We start from the raw sequence: 24794 nt of genomic DNA on the forward strand, positions 1-24794 counted from the left end.
AGCCCTTAAATTGACTTTACAATATTTTGATCTGAAAATTGATGTTCAAACATTTTGGTGTGGCTCACAGCATTGTTTTGAATGACAATGCCGATATTTCCCCCTCCGGCACCGAAAACGGTTTTTGATGCAGTCAGCGGACTGATGGATATGGCGCCGCCAACATTGACAACTCCGTTTCCTGATACGTTGTTTATCGTAATCGGGCAACCGCTCATTCTATTTTTTCTCCTTTCTCTCACAGTCTACTAACTATATGTACGCTGTGATATGGAAGAAGATTAAACAAAACGGCAAAAAGAATCCGGCTGCTGCCAGCCGGAAAGGGAGGGAAATGGGGATGTCATAGTGTTTTCGTTACATTTTGATCAGAGTATTGAGAGCTTGAAGATTGAGATGTACTGGATTGATTCATTTGCAGGACCAACCCTGTATTTCCCCCTCCTGAGCCGTAGACGGTTTTTGATACGGTTAAAGGACTTATCGAAAACGCACCGCCGACATTGACAACCCCGTTTCCGGAAAGACTGTTAATCGTAATAGGAAAACCAGCCATCATATACGGTCTCCTTTCTATTAATCTATTTACTATATGTACGCTGTGTGTTAGAAATAGGAGTAAACAAAGCGGTAAAAACTTGTGAATCAAAAAAACTGCCGGACATCCGGCAGTTTTTTTAGTCTACTTTTCAAACGGCACCCAGCCGCCTGTATTCTGAATCATTTCCCATAACGGTTCAGGAAGTCGGTATTTCTCAATTTCAGATGCTTGAATGGCTTTTTCGATTTCCTGTTCGCGGCCTTCTTTGACCAGTACCGCCCATTCGGGGTTAATCAAAATGACACGTCCCAGAGCCACCAGCGGAATTCCGCTTTCTAATACGGCAAGCGCTTCGTCCGCGGTATAGATGGAACCGACGGCCATCAGCGGCACTTTATGGCCGACGCGTTCGTTTAATAAATCCATCCGGGTCCGTGAAGTATCCGCCCCGCGGCGGGCTTTGGAATTGACATCCATCAGTGAAATATGCAGATAATCCAAGTTCTCTTCCGCAAGCGCGTCGGCGAGCATGAATGTTTCTTTCATTGTAAGCCCCGGTGTTTCCGGCTCTTCCGGTGACAGGCGGTAGCCGAGAACGAATGGATTTTCAGCGTGTGTATCAATTGCCTGTTTGACAGCGTCAACGACTGCAAGCGGGAACGCAAGGCGCTTTTCATCGCTTCCGCCCCAGCGGTCTGTGCGCCGGTTTGTTTTCGGTGAATAAAATTGGTGAATCAGGTACCCGTTTGCCCCGTGAATTTCAACACCGTCAAAGCCGGCTTCAATCGCTCTGCGTGTCGCTTCGCCGAATGCTTTCACGATGTGCTCAATTTCTTGTTCGGTGAGAGCCCGGGACGTTTGTCTCCCGTCTTCTTCTGAGCCGCTCGGACTGACGACGTCGTTGTTTGGCACGAGTTCAGGAGGGCATTCCAATCCTCCGTGGTGAATCTGCACAACAGCTTTCGCTCCTTGAGACTGGATCGCCTGAGCGAGTTTTTTCAAGCCGGGAATGTGAGAATCATCATAGATGCCGGGCTGGCCTGGAAACGCTTTGCCGTCCGGCGTTACGTTTGCACATGCCGTAATGACCATGCCCATTTCTTTTGAACGGGGAGTAATGTAGCTTAATTCACGGTCGGAAATCGTTCCGTCATCATTTGATGAATAGTGTGTCATGGGTGCGACTGAAATACGGTTTGGTATGGTGACGCCGCTTTCGAACGTAAAAGGTTCAAACAGCGGTTTATAAGTTTGCTTCATCATTTCGCCTTCTTCCTTAGGAGTTTAACTCGTCCGTATTCTAGCTTATGTTTTAATTGTGTGCAATTATTTTGCTTGTTCTTCTTCCTGAGGTTATGACCGGCTGAACCATTTAAACGAATGAAACGGTTTTCTCCGTTCTTTTTCAGGATCTTTATATCCTCCTGAAATTTGATGGCCGATCGAGCTGAATATGACAGCGGCGGCGAAGAGGAGAATGATTTTTTTCATATGCATATCTTCTTTCTTATCTTTTACAAGGTTATTTATAAGCATACGCTTGTGCGAAAAAACCGTCAATTTGTTTATTCTTTTTTCCACTTTCCTGCGGCGAATATCGTTCCGATCTGAATCACAACACTTAACAGAGCGCACACTGCCACAACTGTGTTGCTGTCCATAGAAGACACCCTCCTTTTTGTTAGGTTGATGTATCATATGACAGCTGTCTCTGTTTTGACAAAACCGTAATGCGGTGTTTCATATTTTTCAACACAAAAAGGGCGCTTTTTTAAGCGCCTTTACTTTTTTTTCAGCCGGTTCAAAGCGATTTGAACGGCGATGGCGTCATCCAGGTAGCCGATCGGAAACATGTAATCCGGAATGACGTCGGTCGCTAAAATATAATACAGCAGCGCGCTCCCGAGAATCGCGCGGTCTTCAGCCGGTGTTGATTCATCCATATACTGATGATGCATGTTTTTCAAATGATCAATAAAAGGGCCGACGCTTTCTTCATTGTCCATTTTCTTTTGAAACTCATCGCAAATCAGGCGATGGCCTTGCTGGGTTTTGGCATATTGTTCATATCTGGTCAGTTCGCGTTCAATTTGCTCCCGGGAAAAAGGCTGATCAAACATCTCGGCCATATTCAGCATATCCTGAATCGCGTGCATCGGGTCTTGCGGCGCAGCTTCTTTTTCATGGCCGATGTCTATGCCTGACGCCTCAAGCAATTCCTCCAGCGGGGTGCGGAGATGTTTTGAAAATTCCTGAAGATGCTTTAAATTGGCCTTCTGTTTTCCGTTTATAATCCGGGAGATGGTGGCCGTATCAATGTTTGTTAAGGCGCCGAGTTTTCTCATGGAGAGCGAGTGCTTATCAAGCAGTGATTTTAAAAGGGGCCCCAGTGTCTTATTTTTATTTTCTGTCAAGGGTGTCACCTCGTTTCCGCCGGAATGATGATCATTAATCAATAATTTTTGCAGAAAAGGTACCTTTTCTGTGCTGCTGAATAGGATAGTGTAGATTCAACGGCACAACATGTTGAAAAGACATCAAAGAATGGAGAGAAACGAACATGGCTTGGTTATTGATTTTAGGTTTGGCAGTGTCCTCGAGCATTGATAATTTAGGAGTGGGGATGTCATACGGCATCAGAAAAATCAAAATATCGCATGCGTCGAATATGATGATCGCTTTTATCTGTTTTGTATTCAGTTATATCGGAATTTATTTCGGCAAATGGATTTCAGCCGTTTTACCGGGCTTTCTTCCTGTATTGCTGGCGGCGTTTATTTTATCTGTCATCGGTATCCGCATCATTCTCCTGGCTGTGCCGAGAAAAACAGCGCGTGTTGGCGCGTCAGGAAAAAAAGGCCGTTTTGCCGGTCTGCTGCAAAATCCGGAGGCAGCGGATGCCGACGGTTCGGGAGAAATCGGTATATTGGAATCCATGGTTCTCGGGGTGGCCGTATCCGCAAATGCGCTGACCAACGGATTAAGCGCGGGGTTGATCGGACTTTCTCCCGCTGCCATTTCCATCACTGCGGCGGTCGGAAGCTTTTTGACCATTTGGGTCGGCTGCTCGCTTGGAAAAAAAGCCGCATCATTGCGCATCGGTTCTTTTCACGTCGGACAGTTCAGCACGGTGCTGAGCGGAGTGATTATTCTCATCATTGCCGCCAATACGCTGCTCTTTTAAGTTGTCCCGTTCATTTTATGAAAAGCTCAAAATAAATATGAATGTTTCTATTCGGGAGAGCGCATGACGCGGCTCTCTTTTTTTTGCCGATCTGATATTTTTTCAAAATGAACAGAAAGTCGTCCGTTTCCGTTAAATTCTGCATATTCGGCCTTCAGACAGAACCTTTTTCATAGACTGATCAGCTTGTTTTCTTTCTAAGTTCAGGTAAACAGCAGGTCAGATAGCCTTCATTCCAAATATGGAAAAGCGCTGGAGGAATGAAGGCTCCCTTTACAAATCGGCCATTCTGTTCAAAGATAAAGCCGAATGAGAAAACGTGAGGTGATCTGTGTGAAGTCTGTCATACTTCTGATCTTCACCGCATGGCTGTTATCAGGCTGCGAGTATACCGCGGAGGCTGATGCGGCGCCGTCATTTACACAGGAAGGAACATTTATAAAAGCGGCCGGAAACGATACAATCGCGGTCGAAATTGACGGAGAAAGGCAAGAGGTGAAGGTGCCTTTCGCCAAGCGGTTTGAATGTCAGTCTCTGCCTGAACATACGGCGGTGCAAATCACCTATAAAAAAGAGAGCAACGGACAATTACGGCTTGAGGAACTGAAAAAAGAAACAGATATGTGAAAACGGGGAGGAAAAAAACGTGGGTTTACTGACAAAAAGCGCTGCTGCCTTCGGTGCCGCTCTGCTTCTGCTTGCGCCGTCTGCTTATGCAGCTGAACCTTTGCAAGGGAAAACCATTTATATCGATGCCGGACATGGCGGAGAAGACAGCGGGGCTGGCGGAAATGGACTGCTTGAGAAAAACATCAATTTAGCGGTGTCAAACAAGGTGATCGCCAAATTGGAGACAGAAGGCGCAAAACCTGTAGCTTCAAGGACTGACGATACTTTTTTACGTTTGGACGAGCGGGTGGCGAAAGCAAGCGCCAGCCAATCCGATTTATTCGTCAGCCTCCATACGAATTCAGCCGTATCAACGGCAACGGGCACGGAAACGTATTTTAATTCGACATATGAAGGCGCAGACAGCGAAAGGCTTGCTTCCGACATCCAGCAGCAGCTTGTCACGTCTTTAGGGATGAGGGACAGAGGCGTAAAAGAAGCTCCTTTTTATGTCATTACATATTCAAAGATGCCGAGTGTGCTGGCTGAATTAGGTTTTATCACAAATCCTCAAGATGCGGACAAGCTGAAAAGCGATAACGGACAAGAGCACGCCGCGGACGCCGTTGTAAACGGAATCGAAACCTATTACAGCGGCCGGTAATTATAAAATATGTGTAAATAGCGCCCTCCTGATGTGCATAACGATTATAATAGAGAAAACCGATGACAAACACCTGAGGTGACACATATGACGAATATTTTTGCCCACCGGGGGGCGTCGGGCGACTGCCCGGAAAATACGATGCCCGCGTTCAAAAAAGCGATTGAGGACGGGGCTGACGGAATTGAACTTGATGTACAGATGACAAAAGACGGCCGCATCGTGGTCATTCACGATGAAACCCTCGACCGCACGACGTCTTTGAAAGGATTTGTGAAAGATACGGCGTATGACAAAATCAGAACCGCCGATGCCGCCGGAAAATGGAAAGATGCTTTTAAAGGTGTCAGAATTCCGCTTTTGTCAGATGTGCTGCGTTTTGCGGAACGTGCTGATTTTCTGATAAACATTGAGCTGAAAAACAGTGTATTCCGTTACGAAGGAATGGAAGAAGAAGTGATTAAAAAAGTCAGATATTACGGACTGGAAAAGCGCGTTATTTTTTCTTCATTTAATCATGAGAGTCTCGCGGTTTGCCACGCCCTGGCGCCTGAAATTGAACGGGCGGTGCTGACAATGGATGTGCTGTACCGGCCTGAACGGTATCTTGCAGCCATTCCCGCTTCGGGTTATCATCCGAAGCTCGGTACGCCGGCGGTGAGCGCTGAAGTGATCAAACATCTTGCAAAACACCAAGCGGCGCTCCGTCCGTTCACCGTCAATCGTCCTGAGGATATGAAGCAGCTGATGAAAGCGGGAGCAGACGCGATTTTTACCGATTATCCAAAGCTGGCTGTTTCTATAAAAGAAGAATGCCGCAGCTGAGAAGACTGTTCAGGCAGTCTTCTTTTTTTTATGGGCGGGAAAAAGGCGGTGCAATCATAACTCGGTCAGCCGGTTCATATATTGTAACAGGGCGTTTTGTGTAAGCGTTATCTTTTATCTTATTGAAAGTGAGGCAAAATTGTGGGAAAAACGGTTATCGTCAGTGCGGCAAGAACGCCGTTCGGAAAATTCGGCGGCGCATTAAAAGAGGTAAAGGCAGCCGAGCTTGGCGGCATTGCCATAAAAGAAGCAATCAAGCGCGCCGCTATCAGTGAAAGCGAAGCGGAAGGAGCGGTGATGGGAATGGTCGTCCAGGCGGGTGCCGGGCAGATTCCGGCACGGCAGGCTGCAAGATATGCCGGGCTTCCATGGTCCGTTCCGGCTGAAACCATTAATAAGGTCTGTGCATCAGGGCTCAGGGCCGTTACCATCTGTGATCAAATGATCCGGGCGAAAGATGCGGACGTGCTGATTGCAGGCGGAATGGAAAGCATGAGCAACATTCCGTACGCCATTCCGGCCGGCCGCTGGGGTGTGAGGATGGGGGACGGGGTGTTTCAGGATTTAATGGTTCATGACGGGCTGACCTGTGCGTTCGACCGGGTGCATATGGCTGTCCACGGAAGCACTGCGGCCAAAAAGTACGGCATTTCCCGGGATGAACAGGATCATTACGCTCTTTTGAGCCAGAAACGCGCGGCTGAGGCGGCCGAGGCGGGCAAATTGCGTGAAGAAATTGTCCCCGTCACCTGGACCGGCAAAAAGGGCAAACAGCATACCGTTGAAGCGGATGAGGGGCTGCGCCCTGATACGAGCCTTGAGCAGCTCGCAGCGCTCAAGCCTATTTTTACAGCCGACGGAACGGTTACAGCCGGAAACGCTCCAGGTGTAAATGACGGGGCCGGAGCATTTGTGCTGATGTCAGAGGAAAAAGCCGCGAAGCAGCATGTCAGGCCGCTCGCAGCGATACTTGGCTTTGCGTCAGTCGGACTGGAAGCGTCCGAGCTGGCAAGCGCCCCGGGAGAGGCCATCAGCCGGCTCTTGACAAAAACCGGACTGTCCGTTGACGATATTGATTTGTTTGAAGTAAATGAAGCATTTGCGTCCGTCGTGCTCGTGAGTGAAAAAATAGCCGGGTTCAGCCGGGAGAAAGTGAATGTAAACGGAGGGGCAATCGCGTTCGGCCACCCGATCGGCGCAAGCGGAGCGAGAATCATCATGAGTTTAATATACGAATTAAAGCGTCGCGGAGGAGGTTTAGGCATAGCGGCTATATGCAGCGGAGCGGCTCAAGGAGATGCCGTCCTGCTGGAGGTGTACTGATCAAAGGAGGGAGCGCCGGATGAAGATGAAAACAATCATGGTCGCAGGTGCCGGTCAGATGGGAGCAGGCATCGCTCAGACGGCTGCAGAAGCCGGGTTTGCCGTCAAGTTATACGATTGGGAGCCGGAAACGGTAACAAAAGGTCTTCACCGCATAAAGACAAACCTGGAGAAAGAGCAGGCAAAAGGACGGAAGTCACAGCAGGAGACAGATGCCGTTTTCAGCCGTATTTCCCCGGCAGAACTCACAGAAGCGGGAGATGCTGATTTTATAATTGAAGCCATTGCCGAAAACAAAAAAGCAAAAGCAGAATTGTTTGACACACTAGATAAAATCTGTCCCCCGCATGCCGTATTGGCAAGCAATACGTCTTCTCTTCCCATTACGGAGCTTGCCGCGGCCACAAAAAGGCCTGAAAAAGTAATCGGCATGCATTTTATGAATCCGGTTCCTGTCATGGAGCTTGTCGAAGTCATCAGTGGACTCGCCACATCGGAAGAAACGGCGGAAACAGTAAAGGAGCTTGCCGTCCGGATGAATAAAACCCCTGTCGAAGTCAATGACTTCCCGGGCTTTATATCTAATCGCATATTAATGCCGATGATTAACGAAGCCGTTTATTGCCTTTACGAAGGAGCAGCTTCAAAGGAAGCGATTGATGAGGTGATGAAGCTCGGCATGCGGCATCCGATGGGTCCTTTAACATTAGCTGACTTCATCGGTCTGGATACGTGCCTTTCCATTATGGAGGTTCTCTATGCGGGGCTCGGAGATCCGAAATACCGCCCATGCCCTCTGCTCAGAAAATATGTCAGCGCCGGCTGGCTCGGCAAAAAAAGCGGGCGCGGTTTTTATGAGTACGGCAGATGACGTAAAGATCATGAGGGGAGACGGCAGCCATGCATTTTACAGAAGAGCACATCATGATGAGAAAAATGGTGCGTGATTTTGCCCGCAAGGAAATCGCGCCGGTGGTTGAGCTCATGGAATCAACAGATGAATTTCCGGAGCGGCTGATTAAAAAAATGGGCGAAGCGGGATTGATGGGCATTCCCGTCCCGGAAGCTTACGGCGGGGCGGGTGCTGATACAACATCTTACATTTTAGCGATTCATGAAATATCAAAAGTCAGCGCGGCCGTCGGCGTCATTTTATCCGTCCACACATCGGTAGGGACAATCCCGATTTTGCATTTCGGGACAGAAGCCCAAAAACAAACGTATATTCCGAAGCTGGCAGCGGGCGAATATATTGGGGCGTTTGCGCTTACTGAGCCTCAATCCGGATCTGATGCGGGAAGCCTGAAAACAACGGCCGTGCGAAAAGGCGGTTCATATATTCTGAACGGTTCAAAAATCTTTATTACAAACGGCGGAGCGGCAGATCTGTATCTGACATTCGCCATAACCGATCCGGGTAAAGGGAGAAAGGGAATTTCCGCGTTTATCATTGAGAAAAACACACCCGGTTTTTCTATCGGAAAAAAAGAAAAAAAGCTCGGACTGTTAGGTTCCAATACTGTCGAATTGCAGTTTGACCAAGCGGAAATTCCGATTGAAAACCGGCTCGGCGAAGAGGGCGAGGGCTTTTCAATCGCCATGAAAAACCTTGACGTCGGACGGATCGGCATAGCGGCTCAGGCGCTCGGGATTATCGAAGCGGCGCTCGGCTGCTCGGTGGAGTACGCCAAAACCCGCAGCCAGTTCGGCAGACCCATCGCTTCGAATCAGGCCGTTTCATTTAAATTATCTGACATGGCGACGAATGCGGAAGCTGCCAAATTATTGGTCTATCATGCTGCTGATCTGTATCAGCGAGGGCTTCCGTGCGGAAAAGAAGCATCTATGGCGAAGCAATTCGCGTCCGATGCGGCGATGAAAGCGGCGGTGGAGGCTGTGCAGATTCACGGCGGCTACGGCTATATGAAAGAATATCCCGCGGAGCGTTTATTTCGGGATGCGAAAGTCACGCAAATCTATGAAGGAACCAATGAGATTCAAAGGCTGATTATTTCTAAGTATCTTCTTCAATAAAAAGTGCGAAAAGGAGCGAAACCATGGAATCTTATTCCCCCGGTTTAGATGGCGTCATTGCGGTGGAAACGGGGATTTCTTTCCTGGATACACAGCAGGGCAGTATTTTAATCAAAGGCCACGATCTGATTGAGCTTTCTAAAACGGCCGGCTATATGGACATTGTTCATCTCTTATTGGAAGACAGACTTCCTGATGCGAAAGAGAAGGCGGCGCTTGAAGAAGACGTTCGGCGCGGCGGACATCTTCCCGAGGAAATCTTGCACATATGCCGTCTGCTGCCCGAACATACTCACCCGATGGACGGACTGAGGACGGGTTTGTCCGCCCTTGGAGGCTTTGACAAGGACATCGATGACCGTTCATCTTCCGTAAATCAGCACCGCGTACGCGGACTGATAGGCAAAATGCCGAATCTGACGGTCAACAGCTATCGAGTCATCAACGGGCTGGAGCCTTTGGCGCCGGTCGGAACCTTATCATACAGCGCAAACTTTTTATATATGATTACCGGAAAAACGCCGTCATCTTTGGAAGAAGAAATCTTCGACCGGTCGCTTCTTTTATACAGTGAGCATGAATTGCCGAACTCAACGTTTACGGCCCGTGTCATTGCTTCGACGCAATCGGATATTTACGGCGCGCTGACCGGAGCCGTCGCCTCGCTTAAAGGAAACCTTCACGGCGGCGCGAACGAAGCGGTTATGTACATGCTTGAAGAAGCGAAGGATACAGACGGGTTTACACAATTATTAACTCAAAAACTCGCAAACAAAGAAAAAATCATGGGCTTCGGCCACCGTGTCTACATGAAAAAAATGGACCCGAGGGCGCTCATGATGAAAGAAGCGTTAAAAAAGCTGTCTGATCTTTCAGGTGATTTCCGTCTTTATAATATGTGTGAAGCCGGCGAAACCGTCATGAGGGAGAAAAAAGGCCTTTATCCGAATTTAGATTACTACGCAGCGCCGGTCTATTACATGCTCGGCATCCCGATCCCGCTGTACACGCCTATATTCTTCAGTGCACGGACGGTCGGACTGTGCGCCCACGTTATTGAACAGCACAGCCGAAACCGGCTTTTCCGCCCGCGTGTCCGCTATACCGGAGCGCGCCTGTAAACAGATGAGAAAGGAAGATGAAAACATGACAGAACCCCGCCGAATGGACGCTGTAATCGAAGAGATTTCTGACTACGTGCTTCATCAGGAGATTGACAGTTCAGAAGCTTTCGCTACGGCAGGATATGTGCTTCTTGATACGATAGGCTGCGGAATTTTGGCGCTCAGCTATCCCGAATGTACAAAGCTGCTCGGCCCGATTGTCCCGGGAACCTCCGTGCCCAACGGCAGCAGAGTCCCGGGCACGCCTTTTGTTTTAGACCCGGTCACGGCTGCTTTTAATATCGGCTGTATCAACAGGTGGCTCGATTATAATGATACGTGGCTTGCTGCGGAATGGGGTCATCCGTCTGACAATCTCGGAGGCATATTGGCTTGTGCGGATTATATATCCAGAGTGCGGATTTCAGAAGGGAAAGAACCGCTTACCGTGCGCGATGTGCTTTGCGCAATGATCAAAGCGCACGAAATTCAAGGGATTCTCGCTTTGGAAAACAGCTTAAACAGAGTGGGGCTTGACCATGTGCTGTTTGTGAAAGTGGCGACTGCGGCTGTTTGCGCGCAAATGCTGGGCGGATCAAGAGAGGAAATCAATAACGCCGTATCTCACGCTTGGATTGATAATTCAAGCCTCAGAACGTATCGTCATGCGCCGAACACCGGATCACGCAAATCATGGGCGGCCGGCGACGCGACGAGCAGAGGCGTATATTTGGCCCTTATGGCGCAAAAAGGTGAAATGGGGTACCCGACGGCCCTGACTGCATCTGGGTGGGGATTTCAAGACGTACTGTTTAACCGGCAGGAAATGAAGCTTGCCCGCCCGCTTGGGTCCTATGTGATGGAGAATGTTTTATTTAAAGTATCCTACCCGGCTGAATTTCACGCCCAGACAGCGGCGGAATGCGCGGTCCGGCTTCATCCGGAGGTGAAAGACCGCATTGAAGACATTGATAGGATCACGATTATGACCCATGAGTCGGCAATCCGGATTATCGATAAAAAAGGGCCGCTTCACAATCCGGCTGACCGGGATCACTGCCTCCAGTATATTACGGCAATCGGGCTGCTTTTCGGAGATATCACGGCGGATCATTATGAAGAGGAAACGGCGTCTGACCCGCGAATTGATACATTGCGGAGCAAAATGGAGGTGACGGAACACAAAGCGTACTCAAAAGATTACTTAGACCCGAATAAGCGATCCATATCAAATGCCGTACAGGTGCATTTTACAGACGGCACGGCTACGGGACGGATTGAATGTGAATACCCGCTCGGACACCGGTTTCGCAGAAAAGAAGCCGTTCCGAAGATTCTTGCCAAGTTTTCAGCAAACATCAGCACTCATTTTTCATTGAAGCAGCAGCGAAAAATCGAAGAGGCCTGCGAACATAGCGGCCGAATGCAGAAGCTCAGCGTTAGTGAATTTATGGACTTATTTCTCGTATAAAATAGGAGGGTGACAAACATGACGTGGATCGTCAGCGAGCAGTCGTCTCAAGAGGAGCTTGCAGAGCGGTTCCGTACGCTGATGGCAGCGCCGGATCTATTGCAGATCCCCGGCGCTCACGATGCGATGGCCGCTCTTATCGCCAAGAAAACGGGGTTTTCGGCTCTTTATTTATCAGGCGCGGCTTACACGGCGAGCAGAGGGCTGCCCGATTTAGGGATCATCACGTCGGCGGAAATGGCTGAACGGGTTAAAGATCTGGTCCGCTCGTCTGATCTGCCCGTCCTTGTCGATATTGACACGGGTTTCGGAGGAGTGCTGAATGCCGCCCGGACGGCGAAAGAAATGTATGAAGCGCGCGCGGCCGCCGTCCAGATGGAGGATCAGCGCCTGCCGAAAAAATGCGGACATCTGAATGGGAAGCAGCTCGTGCCGATTGAAGAAATGGCGCAAAAAATCCAAGCGGTCAAGCGGGCCGCGCCGACCCTTCTTGTTGTTGCGAGAACAGACGCCAGACAGCAGGAAGGGCTGGAGGGGGCATTAACAAGGGCGTCCGCTTATATAAAAGCGGGTGCTGACGCTGTTTTTCCGGAAGCGCTCCAATCCGAAAGTGAATTCAGAGCGTTTTCCAAACAAATCAGTGTGCCGATTCTCGCAAACATGACTGAATTCGGAAAAACGCCGTATTACAGTGCTGATGAATTTTCCGATATGGGCTGTCAGATGGTCATTTACCCGGTCACGTCACTCAGAACGGCGGCCAAGGCTTTTGAGCGTATTTTCCGCCTTCTGAAAGAAGAAGGCTCGCAAAAAGAGGGGCTTTCAGATATGCAGACGAGAAAAGAATTATATGAAACGATCGCTTACGATGACTATGAAGAACTGGATCAATCCATTGCCAAAACGATACTGCCGGACGACTGAAAAAGCCCTTTTTTTGCAAGGGCTTTTTTTACAGCTTTTTTTTCCTGAACCGCGGGCTGACTTGATTGCGTTTCCGATCTCTGTACAGAATAAACCCGGCCAGAACATAAAGGCCGAACAAAAAAAACGCCAATCCGGCCGCCCCCTGAAGAAAAAGGGACGGAAACGGGGAAAACACATGCCCGAATAATGCATCTCTCATCAGCTTAATGCCGAGCGCCGCGACAGCGCCGGGGAGGACCAGAATCAAAAGCGCAACAAGCCGGCTCATATTCAGAAAACCCCTTTACGATATGTTTTCCTTTATTGTCCAATCGAAAAAATATTTTGTCAAGAGATCAAAACGTGGTAACATAGGGGTTGTGCAAATTATTGCAACGGAAAATACAGGTGTGCAAATTTTTTCATATAAAGGGGTATCGGGATGCAGAAGGTGCTGATTATAGGTGCTGGTAAAGGAGGCACGGCGCTCCTACAGATTTTGATGAAAACAAAGCTGATCCGGATTATTGCGGTGGTTGATCAAGATCCGGAGGCGCAAGGGCTGCAAGAAGCCCGGAAATATGGAATTGCAACCTCATCAGATTGGAAACCTTACATAACCGAAGATATAGATATTATCATCCATACAACAGGCGATAAAGCGGTCATGGATGAGCTGCTCCATGAGAAAAAAGAACAAACCATCGTCATGCCGGGAAAATTGGCGTACATGGTGTTTCAGCTGATGGAGGAAAAACAGCAGCTTATCCAAATGCTCAAGTCGCAGACGTATAAGCATGACCGGATTTTTAATTCAACGCACGACGGCATGATTTTTATAGACGTCAACGAAACGATCATTTTATTTAATCAGATGGCAGAAAAAATGGTCGGCCAAAAACGGGAGGATGTCATCGGCCGCCAAATTAAAGACGTAGTGCCGAACACAAAGCTGCCGCGGATTCTGGAAACGAGAGAGCCGGAATATAACCAGAAGCAGCTTCTCGGAAAGCACCTGCAGATTGTCACGACAAGACTGCCGATCATTGATGAAGGCGGAAAACTTCTCGGCGCGTTATGCGTGTTTAAAGACATTACCGATGCAGTTGAACTGGCGGAAGAGGTCACGAACTTAAAACAAATCCGCACCATGCTTGAAGCGATTATTCAATCCTCAGACGAGGCCATTTCCGTCGTTGATGAAAACGGCATCGGAATGTTAATCAACAAAGCGTATACAAAAATGACCGGGCTGTCAGAAAGCGAAGTCATCGGAAAACCCGCTTCCACCGATATCTCAGAAGGGGAAAGCATGCACCTGAAAGTATTGGGGACAAGGCGGCCCGTGCGGGGTGTGAGGATGAAGGTCGGCCCCAATAAAAAGGATGTTATCGTAAATGTTGCCCCCGTTATTGTGGACGGTATTTTAAAAGGCAGCGTCGGCGTCATTCACGATGTGTCAGAAATTAAAACGCTGACTGCTGAGCTGAATCGGGCGCGCCAGATCATCCGCACGCTTGAAGCGAAATACACGTTTGACGACATTATCGGCACGAGTGAACAAATGCTGGTCGCCCTTGAACAGGCGAAGCTCGGGGCGAAAACGCCGGCGACGATTCTGCTGCGGGGAGAATCCGGCACAGGAAAAGAACTTTTCGCCCACGCCATCCATAATGAAAGCGACCGAAAATACAATAAATTCATCCGGGTCAATTGTGCGGCCCTTTCTGAATCCCTGCTAGAATCCGAGCTTTTCGGCTATGAGGAAGGCGCGTTTACGGGCGCGAGGCGCGGGGGCAAAAAAGGACTTTTTGAGGAAGCGAATAACGGCAGCATTTTCTTAGATGAAATCGGAGAGCTGACCCAAAGCACCCAGGCAAAGCTGCTCAGAGTTCTGCAGGAAAAAGAAATTATCAGAGTCGGCGGCGCTAAAGCGATTTCTGTCAATGTCAGAATTATCGCAGCGACAAACGTCAACATCGAAAAGGCCATGGCCGAAGGCGCGTTCCGTGAAGACCTGTATTACCGGATTAACCGCTATCCGATCTCAATCCCGCCGCTTCGGCAGCGCAAAGAAGATATTGAAGCGCTGAGCATTCGGCTCATTGAAAAAATCAATCAGGATTACGGCCGCAATGTAAAGGGGCTCACACCGAACGCGCTGCGAGCTTTATCAGCCTACAGCTGGCCGGGAAACGTCCGGGAGCTTGAAAATGTTCTCGGACGGGCAATGATATTTTTAGAGCCGCACATGGAACGGATCGAACAGCAGCATCTGCCTGTTTTTGAATCAGAGCTGAATGAAAAAAACGGCACCCAAAGTGATTTTCCGGATGTGGAAGGGGAAAAGCTGTCTCAGGCTGTTGAAAAATTTGAAGCGCACGTCATTCAAAAAACGCTTGAAAAGCATAAATTCAACCGAACCAAAACGGCAAAAGCGCTTGGTGTCAGCATTCGGAATCTGTACTACAAAATGGACAAGTACGGCCTTGCAAATGACGGCATGCAATAAATTGCAGAGAAAGCGCAAACAGCTGCATGTTTTCTTGAAAAAAGCCGGAATAAACCCTCCCGCATATTTGGCACGGAACTTGCATTGTTAAAAGCGGATTCGCACAAGGAAGGTGGTACAAAATGAAGCTGAGAGACCTAGTTGAAAAAGCCGCGGCAAAAAACGCAAAAACCATTGCAGTGGCCCACGCAGCAGATAAAGAAGTGATCCAGGCCGTCAAAATGGCGGCAGAACACTTGTCGGCACGATTTTTACTGACGGGTGACAGCGGAAAGCTGAAAGAGCTTCTGGCAAATGAGCCGAAGTTCAATGCTGAAATCATCCACGCCGATTCACCCGAAGAATCTGCGGCAAAAGCAGTGCGCGCAGTGCGTGAACAAGAGGCGGACATTTTAATGAAAGGGAATCTGCCGAGCTCAACTCTTCTGAAATCGGTTTTAAACCGCCATGAAGGGCTTCGTTCAAAAAGGGTGTTATCACATGTAGCCGTTTTTGAGGTGCCGGACTATGACCGGCTGATGTATGTGACTGATTCAGCGCTGAACATTGCCCCGTCTCTTGAAGAGCTCGGGCATATTCTGCAAAATACGGTTCATGTCGCACATTCAGTAGGGAACCCTATGCCGAAAGCCGCAGTCCTTGCCGCTATTGAAACGGTTAATCCGAAAATGGAGGCGACCCTGAACGCGGCTGCGATCGTCCAGATGTGCAACAGAGGACAGATTACCGGCTGCATTGCGGACGGACCGCTTGCTTTGGATAATGCCGTATCCCGAGCGGCTGCGCTGCAAAAAGGGATTTCCGGAAGCGTAGCGGGCCAGGCGGATATTCTCTTGGTTCCTTCAATCGAGGCCGGAAATATGCTTTATAAGTCATTGATTTATTTTGCGAAAGCAAATGTTGCTGCCGTCATCGCCGGTGCAAAAGCGCCGATCGCATTAACGAGCAGAGCGGATACCGCAGAAAATAAACTGTATTCAATTGCGCTTGCGATTTGCGCATCACAAGAACAGTAGGAGGAACGAACCTATGGAAATTTTTAAATATATGGAGACTTATGATTACGAACAATTGGTATTCTGCCAAGATGAACAATCCGGATTAAAAGCGATCATCGCGATTCATGATACGACGCTCGGCCCTGCACTCGGCGGAACAAGAATGTGGACATATGACAGTGAAGAAGCGGCGATTGAAGATGCACTAAGACTCGCAAAAGGCATGACTTATAAAAATGCGGCTGCCGGTTTAAACTTAGGCGGCGGGAAAACCGTTATTATCGGAGACCCGCGCAAAGATAAAAATGAAGAAATGTTCCGCGCGTTCGGCCGGTACATCCAAGGCTTAAACGGAAGGTATATTACGGCGGAAGACGTCGGCACCACCGTGGAAGATATGGACATCATTCATGATGAAACAGACTATGTAACCGGAATTTCTCCGGCATTCGGTTCATCAGGAAATCCGTCCCCGGTTACGGCGTACGGCGTCTACAAAGGGATGAAAGCCGCAGCGAAAGCGGCGTTTGGCACTGATTCACTGGAAGGTAAAACAATTGCCGTGCAAGGCGTGGGAAATGTGGCTTACAATCTATGCCGCCACCTTCACGAAGAAGGCGCTTCTTTAATCGTAACGGATATCAATAAAGAATCTGTTAAACGTGCTGTTGAGGACTTCGGCGCCCGCGCAGTTGATCCCGACGACATTTACTCACAGGCGTGCGATATTTATGCCCCATGTGCTCTCGGCGCCGTCATTAACGATGACACGATTAAACAGCTGAAGGCGAAAGTCATTGCGGGAGCGGCCAATAACCAGCTGAAAGAAACACGTCACGGCGATACCATTCATGAAATGGGAATCGTGTACGCTCCGGATTATGTCATCAATGCAGGCGGCGTCATCAATGTAGCCGATGAGCTTTACGGCTACAATGCTGAGCGGGCTTTGAAAAAGGTTGAGGGCATCTATGCAAACATTGAGCGGGTGCTCGATATTTCCGCGCGTGACGGCATTCCGACATACTTAGCGGCTGACCGTTTGGCTGAGGAACGAATTGAGCGCATGCGCCGTTCAAGAAGCCAGTTTCTGCAAAACGGCCAAAGTATATTAAGCAGACGATAGGAATTTGATCTGGAGGTATGAAAATGTTCGAAAAGGAAAAACGCATTCTCATTCTGAATCCAGGCTCAACATCAACGAAAATCGGTGTCTTTCACAATGAACGCTGTATCTTTGAAAAGACGCTGCGGCATCCCGAAGAAGAGCTGAAAACATTTAACAGCATTATCGACCAATACGAATTTCGAAAAATAAGCATTCTTGAGTCTTTACACGAACAGGGCATCAACATTTCAAAGTTCGATGCCGTTTGTGCCAGAGGCGGCCTGCTCAGACCGATTGAGGGCGGCACATATGAAGTGAATGACGCCATGATCACTGATTTGAAAAACGGCTACAACGGCCAGCATGCTTCTAATCTGGGCGGAATTATTGCCAGGGAAATAGCTGACGGATTAAATATTCCCGCGTATATCGTCGATCCGGTCGTGGTGGATGAGATGACTCCGCTCGCTAAAGTATCGGGAATGCCTGAAATCAAGCGGAAAAGCATTTTCCATGCTTTGAACCAAAAAGCTGTTGCCCGTCAGGCGGCGGCGTCCCTCGGCAAACGGTATGAACAGATGAAGATGATCGTCACTCATATGGGCGGCGGCACCACAGTCGGTGTCCATGATTGCGGACGGGTGACGGATGTCAACAACGGGCTTCACGGAGAAGGACCCTTCAGCCCGGAGCGCGCGGGAACCGTTCCGGCGGGTGATTTGGTGGAGATGTGTTTTTCCGGCAAGTATTCAAAAGCCGATATGATGAAAAAACTTGTCGGCACGGGCGGACTCTCCGGCTACCTGGGGACAACGGACGCTGTCAAAGTGGAAAAACGCATTCAGGCCGGAGATGAAAACGCGCGGCTCATTTATGACGCCATGGCTTATCAAGTAGCAAAAGAAATCGGGGCGGCAAGCGCCGTTTTAAAAGGAAAAGTAGACATTATCGTCCTGACGGGCGGATTGGCGTACGGGAAAAGTTTCGTATCCGCTATCAGATCGTACATAGATTGGATTTCGGATGTACTGGTGTACCCGGGAGAAAATGAACTGCAATCTCTCACGCAAGGCGCGCTTCGGGTTTTAGCCGGTGAGGAGCAGTCAAAGCAATATCAGATCGGCGAAGGAGTGAAAACAAATGGCGACTGAGTATGATGTGGTCATTCTGGGCGGCGGCACGGGCGGTTATGTAGCCGCCATCAGAGCGGCCCAGCTCGGCTTAAAAACGGCCGTTGTAGAAAAAGAAAAGCTCGGCGGAACATGCCTGCATAAAGGATGTATCCCGAGTAAAGCGCTGTTAAGAAGCGCGGAAGTGTACCGAACCGCAAAGGAAGCGGCAGCATTCGGCATTGAAACGGAAGGTGTCTCCCTCCGCTTTGACAGCGTGCAAAAACGAAAGCAGGGAATCGTTGACCGGCTGGCCGGCGGTGTCGCCCACTTGATGAAAAAGGGGAAGATTGATGTATTCAACGGGTACGGACGTATGCTCGGCCCTTCCATCTTCTCACCTCTTCCCGGTACGGTTTCCGTCGAATACGCAAATGGTGAAGAAAACGACATGCTGATACCGAAACAATTGATTATCGCAACCGGTTCAAGACCGAAAATGCTGCCGGGTTTAGAAGCAGACGGTACATATATTCTGACATCAGATGAAGCGTTAGAGCTTGAACGTCTGCCCCAATCCATGATGATCGTCGGCGGCGGTGTCATCGGAATTGAATGGGCATCCATGCTGAACGATTTCGGCGTCAATATCACTGTGATTGAATATGCGGACCGCATTTTGCCGACTGAAGACCGTGATATTTCAAGCGAGATGGAAAAACTGTTAACGAAAAAAGGAATTAAGATCGTGACGGGTGCGAAAGTGCTTCCGGATACATTGGAAAAAGCGGACGGCGTTTCAATTGCCGCTGAAAAGAATGGAAAAAAAGAAACGTATCACGCGGAACAAATGCTTGTTTCCATCGGCCGCCAGCCGAACATTGAAGGGATCGGCCTTGAAAACACGGACATTGAAGCGGAAAACGGTTCTATCATCGTGAACGAAGCCGGGCAGACGAAGGAATCGCACATTTATGCGATCGGTGATGTTGTCGGCGGGCTGCAGCTTGCGCATGTGGCCTCCCGTGAAGGCATCATTGCCGTTGAGCATATGGCGGGTCTTAATCCGGCTCCGCTTGATGCCGCTCTTGTGCCGAAATGCATTTATTCAAATCCGGAAGCGGCGAGCGTCGGTCTGACAGAAGAAGAAGCCGCCCGAAAAGGGCATGAACTGAAAATCGGGAAGTTTCCGTTCATGGCGATCGGAAAGGCTCTTGTATACGGAGAAAGCGACGGCTTTGTCAAAATCGTCGCCGATCGGAATACAGATGATATTCTCGGTGTTCATATGATCGGCCCGCACGTCACCGATATGATCTCTGAAGCGGGGCTTGCCAAGGTGCTCGATGCGACGCCTTGGGAAATCGGCCAGTCCATACATCCGCATCCGTCGCTGTCAGAAGCGATTGGAGAAGCTGCGTTAGCCGCAGACGGAAACGCGATTCATTTTTAAAAGGAAAGAAGGAGGGGTTTGAATGACTACAAACCGCCATCAAGCATTAGGGCTCTCTGACGAAGAAGCCGTTGAAATGTATAGAACCATGCTGTTAGCCAGAAAAATCGACGAAAGAATGTGGCTCTTAAACCGCTCGGGCAAAATTCCGTTCGTTGTTTCATGTCAAGGACAGGAAGCGGCACAAGTAGGCGCGGCCTATGCCTTAAACCGTGATACCGACTATGTGCTTCCGTACTACAGAGATATAGGGGTTGTGCTTGCATTCGGTATGACTGCAAAGGATTTGATGATGTCGGGTTTTGCGAAAGCGGCTGACCCGAACTCAGGCGGAAGGCAGATGCCGGGCCACTTCGGGCAAAAGGAAAACAGAATCGTAACGGGCTCATCCCCTGTTACGACGCAGGTTCCTCATGCAGTCGGAATCGCGCTTGCGGGACGCATGGATAAAAAGGATATCGTCTCTTTTGTTACCTTTGGAGAAGGATCTTCCAACCAGGGGGATTTTCACGAAGGGGCAAACTTTGCCGCCGTGTATAAACTGCCGGTCATTTTCATGTGTGAAAACAATAAGTATGCCATTTCTGTCCCGTATGACAAACAGGTGGCGTGCGAGAAAATATCCGACCGGGCGGCAGGCTACGGCATGCCGGGAGTCACTGTTGACGGAAACGACCTGCTGGAAGTTTACCGGGCCGTAAAAGAAGCGCGCGAACGGGCGTCTAAAGGCGAAGGCCCTACATTAATAGAAACGGTTTCCTACCGTTTGACGCCGCATTCCAGTGATGACGATGACAGCAGCTACAGAGAACGCGAAGAAGTAGAAGAAGCGAAGAAACAAGATCCGCTTCTTTTATACAAAGCATACTTGCAAGAAGCCGGGCTTCTAGGTGAAGAAGAAGAAAAGACCATGCTGGATGACATCATGGCTATCGTAAACGAAGCGACAGACGAAGCGGAGAAAGCGCCATACGCATCTCCTGAATCAACGCTTGATCACGTTTATGCGAAGTAGGGAGGAATACTTATGTCTGTAATGTCTTATATTGACAGTATTAATGCAGCAATGAAAGAAGAAATGGAAAGAGATCCGCGCGTTTTTGTTCTCGGGGAAGACGTCGGGAGAAAAGGTGGCGTGTTTAAAGCAACGGCGGGTCTCTATGAACAGTTCGGAGAAGAGCGGGTGATGGATACGCCGCTTGCTGAATCAGCGATTGCCGGTGTCGGAATCGGCGCCGCGATGTACGGCATGCGCCCGATTGCCGAGATGCAGTTTGCCGATTTCATTCTGCCTGCGGTCAACCAAATCATTTCAGAAGCGGCAAAAATACGCTACCGTTCAAACAATGATTGGAGCTGTCCGATGGTCATCAGAGCGCCTTACGGCGGCGGCGTGCACGGCGCGTTGTATCATTCCCAATCTGTGGAGGCCATTTTTGCCAACCAGCCGGGCCTTAAAATTGTCATGCCTTCAACTCCTTATGACGCAAAAGGGCTGTTGAAAGCTGCAGTCCGTGACGAAGATCCGGTGCTGTTTTTCGAACATAAGAGGGCGTACCGCCTGATTAAAGGCGAAGTCCCTGCGGATGATTACGTCCTTCCGATCGGAAAGGCGGATGTAAAACGCGAAGGCAGCGACATTACTGTCATTACGTACGGATTATGCGTCCATTTTGCTCTGCAGGCTGCCGAGCGTCTTGAAAAAGACGGAATTTCCACGCACGTATTAGACTTGCGTACGGTTTATCCGTTAGATAAAGAAGCCATCATTGAAGCTGCTTCTAAAACGGGAAAAGTATTGCTGATCACGGAAGATACGAAAGAAGGCGGTATTATGAGCGAGGTCGCCGCCATTATTTCTGAAAACTGCTTATTTGATTTAGACGCGCCGATCAAGCGGCTTGCAGGTCCTGACGTTCCGGCAATGCCTTATGCGCCGACAATGGAAAAATACTTCATGATGAATCCTGACAAAGCAGAAGCCGCGATGAGAGAATTAGCGGAGTTTTAAAGACGTAAGGAGGTTTTTGACATGGCGATTGAACAAATGGCTATGCCTCAGCTCGGAGAGAGCGTGACGGAAGGGACGATCAGCAAGTGGCTGGTATCCCCCGGTGATCAAGTGAATAAATATGACCCCATCGCGGAGGTCATGACGGATAAAGTGAATGCGGAGGTGCCGTCTTCTTTTACCGGTACGATTACAGAACTTGTAGGAGAAGAAGGCCAGACTCTTGCAGTCGGCGAGATCATCTGCAAAATTGATACAGAAGAAACGGAAACCGAAGAGGCGCCGAAGCGGGAAGAAGAGCAGAATACCCCTTCAGACACCGGTGCAAACCGCCAAGGTAAAGATCAGTCAAATAAAGCGCGTTATTCGCCGGCCGTGCTCAGATTAGCGGGAGAACACGGCATTCAGCTTGAAGAAGTTGAAGGAACGGGTGCAGGCGGAAGAATTACGCGAAAAGACATTCAAAAGATCATTGATTCGGGAATGAAGCAGAAATCGGAAACACCGGCGCCGGCTGCTGTTCAAACAACGCAACAAGCGCCGAAACAACAGCAAAAACAAGCACCGGCACCCGCTCTGTCAGCCGGTGATATTGAAATTCCGGTTACAGGCGTCAGAAAAGCCATCGCCGCCAATATGCATAAAAGCAAAACAGAAATTCCGCATGCCTGGACGATGATGGAAGTCGACGTCACGAACATGACGGCGTACAGAAACAGCATTAAAGACTCATTTAAACAAAAAGAAGGCTTCAATTTAACGTTTTTCGCTTTCTTTGTAAAAGCGGCGGCGCAGGCTCTCAAAGAGTTCCCGCAGATGAACAGTATGTGGGCGGGAGACAAAATCGTCCAAAAGAAAGACATCAACATCTCCATTGCCGTTGCCACGGAAGATTCGCTGTTTGTTCCGGTTATTAAGCATGCTGATGAAAAAACGATTAAAGGCATAGCCAGAGAAATAACGGACCTTGCGAAAAAAGTGAGAAACGGAAAACTTACCGCGGAAGATATGCAGGGCGGCACATTTACCGTCAATAACACGGGATCTTTCGGCTCAGTTCAATCTATGGGCATTATCAACCATCCGCAGGCGGCGATTCTTCAGGTAGAATCTATCGTCAAACGACCGGTTGTCATGAATAACGGGATGATCGCCGTTCGTGATATGGTTAATCTTTGCCTGTCTTTAGATCACAGAGTGCTCGACGGGCTCGTGTGCGGCCGATTCCTCGGACGCGTCAAAGAGATCTTAGAAAACATTGATGAACATACGTCAGTATATTAAAAAAACTCCTTTTGCCCGGGCGGCAAAAGGAGTTTTTTATTTTCATTGTGAATCCTCGGGAACAAGCATAGTGAGATGATGTTTTTTCACTTCGATCGTACAAGGTGTTGTTCCGTATACCTCGCCATCTGTATCCGCGTCCATCTCACGTCCGGTTTCGATTTCAATCCTGGAGGCCTGAATATAGGACAGCTCTCCTTTGAAATCATCAAATGAACCCTGCTCCATCGTCATCAGTTCCCGCAACGCGGCAAGGCTTGTGTTGCGGCAGATTAACACATCGGCTAAGCCGTCCCGGAGGCTGGCATCAGGCAGGGGAACTCTGTTTGTCCCGATATAATGCCCGTTCATGACAAGCACCATTACGGCTTCGTCTTCTTTCACCTCGCCGTCAATCGTCAATTTGACAGGAAACGGGTTCGCGCTTGTCATCGTCCGCAAGGCGCTCGTGAAATAGCTGATTTTACCAAGCCATGCTTTTTCAGTTTCATTGATATGGCTTGATGCTTCGGTGATCAATCCGATGCCCCAGAAGTTCAGAAAATAGCCGTCATCCGTTTTACAGACGTCAATCATCTGTTTATGTCCGGCCGCGAGCGCTTCAGCGGCCTTTTGAAGGTTTTGCGGGATGCCGAGCGCCCGGGAGAAATCGTTGCACGTTCCTCCCGGCAAAATGCCGACAGCGGGTCTGTGATCAAGCTTGCTGATGCTGTTGATGCATTGATGCACAGTGCCGTCCCCGCCTAAAATATATAAATGGTCAACTGAACTGTCGAGATTTTCACAATACTGACGGGCATCATCCTGATGTTTGGTCGGTTTAATCAAAAGTTCGTCAGCTGACTGGGCCAAAATGGGGACGACCGTGCCGAGGGTTTTATCAATCTGTTTTTGACCGGCGTTTCCGTTATAAATTAATACTGCTTTCCGTTGGCTCATACGACTGCTCCTTTATTTCAGACAATCTTCTTAACAAGTTTCCCGTTTTTAAAAGGTCATAAACTTACATAGGGAACATAAAAGGGTCAAAAAACAATTGGTTATGAGCGGTGTTATTTGCCGATAGGGAGGTTCCTTGCTATCATAAGAAGAGATGATCAAAAAGGAGAGGTCCCAGTTGAATATGGATTTTAATTTATTTATGAATGATGTCGTGCGTCAAGCCCGCCAGGAAATCACGGCTGCCGGGTATACAGAGCTGAAAACCGCTGAGGAAGTGGACGATGCGCTTTCGAAAAAAGGAACGACACTCGTTATGGTCAACTCTGTGTGCGGATGCGCAGGCGGTATTGCACGGCCTGCCGCGTACCATTCCGTACATTACGATAAACGCCCGGATCAGCTTGTGACGGTATTTGCCGGACAGGATAAAGAAGCGACAGCCAAAGCGAGAGAATACTTTGAAGGCTATCCGCCGTCCTCTCCGTCATTTGCCATTTTAAAAGACGGGAAAATCATGAAAATGGTGGAACGCCATGAAATTGAAGGCCATGAGCCGATGGCCGTCGTCACAAAACTGCAGGAAGCATTTGAAGAATATTGTGAAGAAGTATAAGTGAAAGAAAAACCCCGGAGCCGAGCGCTTGCGGGGGTTTTTTATATGGAATCTGTATAAATATAAATATTTATACATCGGCGTTCAGCTGTCACTAATCTGAA

26 protein-coding genes are annotated in these 24794 nt (G+C 49.0%); 19 read left to right on the plus strand and 7 right to left on the minus strand.

Features of this window, described 5'->3' with window-relative positions; genetic code table 11:
- Positions 1 to 5: 5 nt before the first annotated feature.
- The 5 genes from ACNFN4_RS03450 to ACNFN4_RS03470 all read right to left on the minus strand — a co-directional run bounded on the left by ACNFN4_RS03450 (position 6) and on the right by ACNFN4_RS03470 (position 2955).
- Complete coding sequence (locus ACNFN4_RS03450; RefSeq protein WP_014418351.1) at positions 6 to 218, minus strand: spore germination protein; 213 nt, start codon at positions 216 to 218, stop codon at positions 6 to 8.
- Positions 219 to 343: 125 nt separating this feature from the next.
- A complete protein-coding gene (locus ACNFN4_RS03455) occupies positions 344 to 556 on the minus strand; it encodes a spore germination protein (protein ID WP_029973891.1) in 213 nt (70 codons plus the stop codon).
- Between the two features lie 126 nt (positions 557 to 682).
- Positions 683 to 1801: an NADH-dependent flavin oxidoreductase gene (locus ACNFN4_RS03460; protein WP_032863662.1), complete on the minus strand. Its 1119-nt coding sequence runs from the start codon at positions 1799 to 1801 to the stop codon at positions 683 to 685.
- Positions 1802 to 1894: 93 nt separating this feature from the next.
- On the minus strand, positions 1895 to 2032 hold the full coding sequence (locus ACNFN4_RS03465) for a hypothetical protein (RefSeq protein ID WP_014470646.1): 138 nt from the start codon (positions 2030 to 2032) through the stop codon (positions 1895 to 1897).
- A gap of 290 nt (positions 2033 to 2322) precedes the next feature.
- A complete protein-coding gene (locus tag ACNFN4_RS03470) occupies positions 2323 to 2955 on the minus strand; it encodes a helix-turn-helix domain-containing protein (RefSeq protein WP_014418348.1) in 633 nt (210 codons plus the stop codon).
- A gap of 146 nt (positions 2956 to 3101) precedes the next feature.
- On the opposite strand from ACNFN4_RS03470, the gene ytaF reads away from it, so the two are divergent.
- The 10 genes from ytaF (at position 3102) to prpB (ending at position 12678) form a co-directional block, all read left to right on the plus strand.
- A complete protein-coding gene (gene ytaF, locus ACNFN4_RS03475; RefSeq protein WP_017418120.1) occupies positions 3102 to 3725 on the plus strand; it encodes a sporulation membrane protein YtaF in 624 nt (207 codons plus the stop codon).
- A 309-nt stretch (positions 3726 to 4034) separates the two neighbouring features.
- Entirely contained in the window at positions 4035 to 4352 is a 318-nt protein-coding gene (locus ACNFN4_RS03480) for a hypothetical protein (protein WP_014721488.1), read from the plus strand.
- Between the two features lie 19 nt (positions 4353 to 4371).
- Positions 4372 to 4998: an N-acetylmuramoyl-L-alanine amidase family protein gene (locus tag ACNFN4_RS03485; protein ID WP_029973894.1), complete on the plus strand. Its 627-nt coding sequence runs from the start codon at positions 4372 to 4374 to the stop codon at positions 4996 to 4998.
- Between the two features lie 87 nt (positions 4999 to 5085).
- Complete coding sequence (locus ACNFN4_RS03490; RefSeq protein ID WP_015240188.1) at positions 5086 to 5823, plus strand: glycerophosphodiester phosphodiesterase; 738 nt, start codon at positions 5086 to 5088, stop codon at positions 5821 to 5823.
- A 141-nt stretch (positions 5824 to 5964) separates the two neighbouring features.
- Positions 5965 to 7146 (plus strand): acetyl-CoA C-acetyltransferase, encoded by a 1182-nt coding sequence (locus ACNFN4_RS03495; protein WP_109567066.1) that lies wholly within the window; start codon positions 5965 to 5967, stop codon positions 7144 to 7146.
- A 19-nt stretch (positions 7147 to 7165) separates the two neighbouring features.
- Entirely contained in the window at positions 7166 to 8017 is an 852-nt protein-coding gene (locus tag ACNFN4_RS03500) for a 3-hydroxybutyryl-CoA dehydrogenase (RefSeq protein WP_280156954.1), read from the plus strand.
- A 29-nt stretch (positions 8018 to 8046) separates the two neighbouring features.
- The gene (locus tag ACNFN4_RS03505; RefSeq protein WP_103526766.1) at positions 8047 to 9180 is read left to right on the plus strand and encodes an acyl-CoA dehydrogenase; all 1134 of its coding nucleotides are present in this window, start codon (positions 8047 to 8049) and stop codon (positions 9178 to 9180) included.
- Between the two features lie 23 nt (positions 9181 to 9203).
- Positions 9204 to 10301, plus strand: a complete 1098-nt coding sequence (gene mmgD, locus ACNFN4_RS03510; RefSeq protein WP_007612474.1) for a citrate synthase — start codon at positions 9204 to 9206, stop codon at positions 10299 to 10301.
- 25 nt (positions 10302 to 10326) lie between these two features.
- On the plus strand, positions 10327 to 11754 hold the full coding sequence (locus tag ACNFN4_RS03515; protein WP_448199993.1) for a bifunctional 2-methylcitrate dehydratase/aconitate hydratase: 1428 nt from the start codon (positions 10327 to 10329) through the stop codon (positions 11752 to 11754).
- 18 nt (positions 11755 to 11772) lie between these two features.
- The gene (gene prpB / locus ACNFN4_RS03520) at positions 11773 to 12678 is read left to right on the plus strand and encodes a methylisocitrate lyase (RefSeq protein WP_022552985.1); all 906 of its coding nucleotides are present in this window, start codon (positions 11773 to 11775) and stop codon (positions 12676 to 12678) included.
- Positions 12679 to 12706: 28 nt separating this feature from the next.
- Here prpB and ACNFN4_RS03525 read toward each other — a convergent pair whose 3' ends face one another.
- Positions 12707 to 12949, minus strand: a complete 243-nt coding sequence (locus ACNFN4_RS03525) for a DUF2627 domain-containing protein (protein ID WP_014418340.1) — start codon at positions 12947 to 12949, stop codon at positions 12707 to 12709.
- A 153-nt stretch (positions 12950 to 13102) separates the two neighbouring features.
- Between ACNFN4_RS03525 and ACNFN4_RS03530 the strand changes: the two genes are divergently transcribed.
- The 8 genes from ACNFN4_RS03530 (at position 13103) to ACNFN4_RS03565 (ending at position 23135) form a co-directional block, all read left to right on the plus strand.
- Positions 13103 to 15172, plus strand: a complete 2070-nt coding sequence (locus ACNFN4_RS03530) for a sigma-54 interaction domain-containing protein (protein WP_015240180.1) — start codon at positions 13103 to 13105, stop codon at positions 15170 to 15172.
- Between the two features lie 122 nt (positions 15173 to 15294).
- Complete coding sequence (gene yqiS / locus ACNFN4_RS03535; RefSeq protein ID WP_448199994.1) at positions 15295 to 16188, plus strand: phosphate butyryltransferase; 894 nt, start codon at positions 15295 to 15297, stop codon at positions 16186 to 16188.
- Between the two features lie 13 nt (positions 16189 to 16201).
- Positions 16202 to 17296 (plus strand): branched-chain amino acid dehydrogenase, encoded by a 1095-nt coding sequence (gene bcd, locus ACNFN4_RS03540; protein ID WP_007612452.1) that lies wholly within the window; start codon positions 16202 to 16204, stop codon positions 17294 to 17296.
- Between the two features lie 17 nt (positions 17297 to 17313).
- The gene (gene buk / locus ACNFN4_RS03545; protein ID WP_182071821.1) at positions 17314 to 18429 is read left to right on the plus strand and encodes a butyrate kinase; all 1116 of its coding nucleotides are present in this window, start codon (positions 17314 to 17316) and stop codon (positions 18427 to 18429) included.
- Positions 18419 to 19840, plus strand: coding sequence for a dihydrolipoyl dehydrogenase (gene lpdA / locus ACNFN4_RS03550; RefSeq protein ID WP_182071819.1), 1422 nt, complete (start codon positions 18419 to 18421; stop codon positions 19838 to 19840). The genes buk and lpdA overlap by 11 nt, the downstream gene beginning before the upstream one ends.
- A gap of 22 nt (positions 19841 to 19862) precedes the next feature.
- The gene (locus ACNFN4_RS03555; protein ID WP_014418336.1) at positions 19863 to 20855 is read left to right on the plus strand and encodes a thiamine pyrophosphate-dependent dehydrogenase E1 component subunit alpha; all 993 of its coding nucleotides are present in this window, start codon (positions 19863 to 19865) and stop codon (positions 20853 to 20855) included.
- 12 nt (positions 20856 to 20867) lie between these two features.
- Positions 20868 to 21851, plus strand: coding sequence for a 3-methyl-2-oxobutanoate dehydrogenase subunit beta (bfmBAB, locus tag ACNFN4_RS03560; protein ID WP_014418335.1), 984 nt, complete (start codon positions 20868 to 20870; stop codon positions 21849 to 21851).
- 21 nt (positions 21852 to 21872) lie between these two features.
- Positions 21873 to 23135 carry a dihydrolipoamide acetyltransferase family protein gene (locus tag ACNFN4_RS03565; protein WP_014418334.1) on the plus strand — a complete coding sequence of 421 codons (1263 nt, stop codon included), beginning with the start codon at positions 21873 to 21875 and terminating at the stop codon, positions 23133 to 23135.
- Between the two features lie 42 nt (positions 23136 to 23177).
- Here the strand turns inward: ACNFN4_RS03565 and ACNFN4_RS03570 are convergent, their stop codons facing one another.
- Positions 23178 to 24074, minus strand: a complete 897-nt coding sequence (locus ACNFN4_RS03570; RefSeq protein ID WP_022552989.1) for a YegS/Rv2252/BmrU family lipid kinase — start codon at positions 24072 to 24074, stop codon at positions 23178 to 23180.
- 178 nt (positions 24075 to 24252) lie between these two features.
- Between ACNFN4_RS03570 and brxB the strand changes: the two genes are divergently transcribed.
- Entirely contained in the window at positions 24253 to 24690 is a 438-nt protein-coding gene (brxB, locus tag ACNFN4_RS03575; protein ID WP_015417784.1) for a bacilliredoxin BrxB, read from the plus strand.
- Positions 24691 to 24794 lie beyond the last annotated feature (104 nt).

Source organism: Bacillus sp. N1(2025) (assembly GCF_053470005.1).

Bases quoted from the DNA above. Each gene is read 5' to 3' on its own strand.
- ACNFN4_RS03450 (WP_014418351.1), bottom strand. From the start codon at position 218: ATGAGCGGTTGCCCGATTACGATAAACAACGTATCAGGAAACGGAGTT.
- ACNFN4_RS03455 (WP_029973891.1), bottom strand. From the start codon at position 556: ATGGCTGGTTTTCCTATTACGATTAACAGTCTTTCCGGAAACGGGGTT.
- ACNFN4_RS03460 (WP_032863662.1), bottom strand. From the start codon at position 1,801: ATGAAGCAAACTTATAAACCGCTGTTTGAACCTTTTACGTTCGAAAGC.
- ACNFN4_RS03465 (WP_014470646.1), bottom strand. From the start codon at position 2,032: ATGAAAAAAATCATTCTCCTCTTCGCCGCCGCTGTCATATTCAGCTCG.
- ytaF (WP_017418120.1), top strand. From the start codon at position 3,102: ATGGCTTGGTTATTGATTTTAGGTTTGGCAGTGTCCTCGAGCATTGAT.
- ACNFN4_RS03480 (WP_014721488.1), top strand. From the start codon at position 4,035: ATGAGAAAACGTGAGGTGATCTGTGTGAAGTCTGTCATACTTCTGATC.
- ACNFN4_RS03490 (WP_015240188.1), top strand. From the start codon at position 5,086: ATGACGAATATTTTTGCCCACCGGGGGGCGTCGGGCGACTGCCCGGAA.
- ACNFN4_RS03500 (WP_280156954.1), top strand. From the start codon at position 7,166: ATGAAGATGAAAACAATCATGGTCGCAGGTGCCGGTCAGATGGGAGCA.
- ACNFN4_RS03505 (WP_103526766.1), top strand. From the start codon at position 8,047: ATGCATTTTACAGAAGAGCACATCATGATGAGAAAAATGGTGCGTGAT.
- mmgD (WP_007612474.1), top strand. From the start codon at position 9,204: ATGGAATCTTATTCCCCCGGTTTAGATGGCGTCATTGCGGTGGAAACG.
- ACNFN4_RS03515 (WP_448199993.1), top strand. From the start codon at position 10,327: ATGACAGAACCCCGCCGAATGGACGCTGTAATCGAAGAGATTTCTGAC.
- prpB (WP_022552985.1), top strand. From the start codon at position 11,773: ATGACGTGGATCGTCAGCGAGCAGTCGTCTCAAGAGGAGCTTGCAGAG.
- ACNFN4_RS03525 (WP_014418340.1), bottom strand. From the start codon at position 12,949: ATGAGCCGGCTTGTTGCGCTTTTGATTCTGGTCCTCCCCGGCGCTGTC.
- ACNFN4_RS03530 (WP_015240180.1), top strand. From the start codon at position 13,103: ATGCAGAAGGTGCTGATTATAGGTGCTGGTAAAGGAGGCACGGCGCTC.
- yqiS (WP_448199994.1), top strand. From the start codon at position 15,295: ATGAAGCTGAGAGACCTAGTTGAAAAAGCCGCGGCAAAAAACGCAAAA.
- bcd (WP_007612452.1), top strand. From the start codon at position 16,202: ATGGAAATTTTTAAATATATGGAGACTTATGATTACGAACAATTGGTA.
- buk (WP_182071821.1), top strand. From the start codon at position 17,314: ATGAAAATGTTCGAAAAGGAAAAACGCATTCTCATTCTGAATCCAGGC.
- lpdA (WP_182071819.1), top strand. From the start codon at position 18,419: ATGGCGACTGAGTATGATGTGGTCATTCTGGGCGGCGGCACGGGCGGT.
- ACNFN4_RS03555 (WP_014418336.1), top strand. From the start codon at position 19,863: ATGACTACAAACCGCCATCAAGCATTAGGGCTCTCTGACGAAGAAGCC.
- bfmBAB (WP_014418335.1), top strand. From the start codon at position 20,868: ATGTCTGTAATGTCTTATATTGACAGTATTAATGCAGCAATGAAAGAA.
- ACNFN4_RS03565 (WP_014418334.1), top strand. From the start codon at position 21,873: ATGGCGATTGAACAAATGGCTATGCCTCAGCTCGGAGAGAGCGTGACG.
- ACNFN4_RS03570 (WP_022552989.1), bottom strand. From the start codon at position 24,074: ATGAGCCAACGGAAAGCAGTATTAATTTATAACGGAAACGCCGGTCAA.